The sequence below is a fragment of the Caulobacter sp. B11 genome (genome assembly GCF_002737765.1).
Classification (GTDB): domain Bacteria; phylum Pseudomonadota; class Alphaproteobacteria; order Caulobacterales; family Caulobacteraceae; genus Caulobacter.
Map to the genome: position 1 here is coordinate 1 of NZ_PEGG01000379.1, position 2,716 is coordinate 2,716.

Sequence of the window (2,716 nt, forward strand, 5' to 3'; positions counted from 1 at the left end):
CAGCGCCCCGGCGATGGTGGCCTGACCATAGGCGCCGGCCAGGATGCCGATCAGGGTGATGCCCACCTGCACCGCCGACAGGAACCGCGTGGGATGTTCGGCCATGGCCAGGGCCAGCCTGGCCCTTGTCGCCACGGTCGGCGAAGGTCTGCAGCCGAGCGCGGCGGGCGGGGAAACCACCGCCAGTTCGGACATGGAAAATACCCCGTTCAGCAGAACGAGGAAGAGGACGACGGCGAGCGCGAGGAGGATCATGGTCCTTCGGGGTATGGGCGGCGCGAGTGCGCCGCGATCAACGGATAAGACCCGAATGGGCCAACCGTTGCGTCAACACTATACGCGATAATGCCTCGCCGCCCATAGGACGCGGGCGGCGAGTCTCCCCGAGACGGCAGGCGGGCCGCACGACGCTAGAGCAACCGTGTCCGAATGACCTGGGACAGCATGTCGATCATCGACACCGCCACGACGATCACCAGGACGATGCAGCCGGTCTGGTCGAACTGAAAGGCGCTGATCGAGTCATAGAGAATCTGGCCGATGCCGCCGGCCCCGATGATGCCCAGCACAGTGGCCGAGCGGCTGCTGGATTCGAAGCGGTAGAGGGCATAGCTGGTCCACAGCGGCGCGACCTGCGGGATCACGCCCCAGACGATCTCCTGCAGCGGCGCCGCGCCCGTGGCGCGCACGCCCTCGACCGGACCCTTGTCGATCGACTCGACCGCTTCGGCGAACAGCTTGGCCAGGACACCGCCGGTATTGAACATGATCGACATCACGCCCGCGAAAGGGCCCAGGCCCACGGCGGTGATGAAGATCAGGGCCACGACCAGGTCGGGAACCGAGCGGATCAGGTCGAGCAGGCGGCGAACCGGCTGCTGGATCCAGGCCGGGGTGATGTTGCGGGCGCCCAGCAGACCCAGCGGAATGGCCACGATGATGGCCAGGGCCGTGCCCCAGAGCGCCATCTGGATCGTCTGCCACATCTTGCCGATGAACAGGTCCCAATCCATCGACATGAACAGCTTGAGGTCGCCGAACGGCGCGAAGAACTGCCGGGCGAAACCAGCGGTCCGCTCGGTGTCTGTGAACAGCTGCGGGAACTTGTCGATCTCGGCAGGACGGAAGCTGATCACCAGCAGAATGATAACCCCGCCCCACAGCAGAAGATCAAATGCCTGGGACGACGCCGTCTTGCGCGGCGGCGATGGAATGGCCTCGCTCATGGTCTGGCTCAATTGGCGGGCGCGGCGAGGCCGGCCTTGCCCTCGGCGGTCAGGCGTTCGGCCTTGACCCCATCCAGGATCTTCTGGGCGGCGGCGACCTTTGCGGCGTCGCCGCTCTCCTGGGCCAGACCCAACTGTTCGAGGGCCTCCATCTCGCGCACCACCAGCAGGTGGGTGTCGTCGGCGGGCTTGAATCCGCCGATCGAAAGCTTGGCGATGTTGGCCCGCTGGCGGGCCGCCTCGGGCGTGTCGCCCTGGCCGTAGGTCAGCAGGAACTGACGGACCTTCTCCTTGACGCCCGGATCAAGATCCTTGCGCCAGACGATCGGATCCTCGGGCAGGGTCGGCGATTCCCAGATCACCCGAACCTTCTCGGTCTGGCCGTCCTTGCGGTCGGCATTGAGACGCAGGGCGGTGGTGTTGTTGGTCGCCGCGTCGAGCTTGCCGTTGGCCACCGCGAACAGATTGGCGGCGTGATTGGCGGTCAGCACGGTCTTGAAGCAGGTCTCGGGCTTCTTGCCGGCCGGGATGAACACATAGGTCATCGGGGCCAGGGTGCCCGAGGTCGACTTCTTGTCGCCGATCCCGAAGTCCAGGGTCTTGTCGCACTTCAGCAGATCTTCCAGCGTCAGCTTGCTGGCGGCCGGCACGATGATCACTGACTTGTAGCCGTCGGTGCCCGACGGATCGAAGGTGCGGGCGAAGACCTCGCCGTTCGAGCGGCGCACCGCTTCAAGACCCGACTGATTGGAGAACCAGCCCACATCCGTCTGCTTGGCGCTCATGGCCACGATCAGGGCCGAATAGTTCGACGAGAAGAACGGCTTCACCTTCAGGCCGGTAGCCTTCTCCATGTCGGCCAGGATCGGGGTCCAGTAGCTCTCCATGTTCTGGGCCGACTCGGTCGAGAGGATCGAGAAAGTCACCGTGTCGGTGGCGGGCGCGGCGGGCTTCTGCCCACAGGCCGACAGGGCGAAGGTCGCGGCGGCGAGGCCGAGGCCCGTTACGAGACGGCGGCTGATCATTGCGGAGCTCCTTCCCAGAAGACGTCTTCGAATTCCGGGCCGTAGATGTCGATGAGTTGTTCGCGTTTCAGGCCGTCGGCCGGGCCGTCATAGACCTTCTTGCCGGCCTTCAGGGCCACGACCCGGTCGCAATAGCGCAGGGCGTAGTCGACCTGGTGCAGAGTGACGACCACCGTCAGACCGTCGGTCTTGTTGAGGTCGCGCAGGATCTCCATGACCTTGCGGGCCGAAACCGGATCCAGCGAGGCGACGGTTCGTCGCCAGATGATCTTGGCTTTCTGGACCAGGGCCCGGCGATGGCGCCGGCTGCTGCTGGCCGCCCGACAGGGTGTTGGCGCGCTGGGGGCGTAGTCGGCGACGCGACCCGGTGCAGGGCCGCCATGACCGCGGACTGGGTCTCCGCGGCCAGGCCAAAACCCGCGACGAAGCGATACGCCCAGCGAGCCCAGGGCCACGTTGCTGAAC

The 2,716-nt window shown here is 65.9% G+C and carries 3 protein-coding genes and 1 pseudogene; all 4 read right to left on the reverse strand.

Annotated features, from left to right (window positions below):
- Positions 1 to 255: CNNM domain-containing protein (locus CSW58_RS13100; protein ID WP_143755217.1), on the reverse strand; the 255-nt coding region annotated here is incomplete at its 3' end.
- 155 nt (positions 256 to 410) lie between these two features.
- Positions 411 to 1,226, reverse strand: coding sequence for a phosphonate ABC transporter, permease protein PhnE (phnE, locus tag CSW58_RS13105; protein ID WP_099447576.1), 816 nt, complete (start codon positions 1,224 to 1,226; stop codon positions 411 to 413).
- An 8-nt stretch (positions 1,227 to 1,234) separates the two neighbouring features.
- The gene (gene phnD, locus CSW58_RS13110; protein WP_099447577.1) at positions 1,235 to 2,251 is read right to left on the reverse strand and encodes a phosphate/phosphite/phosphonate ABC transporter substrate-binding protein; all 1,017 of its coding nucleotides are present in this window, start codon (positions 2,249 to 2,251) and stop codon (positions 1,235 to 1,237) included.
- Positions 2,248 to 2,716 (reverse strand): annotated as a pseudogene (locus CSW58_RS13115) (phosphonate ABC transporter ATP-binding protein); the annotation flags it as partial. The pseudogene CSW58_RS13115 and the gene phnD, both read right to left, overlap by 4 nt.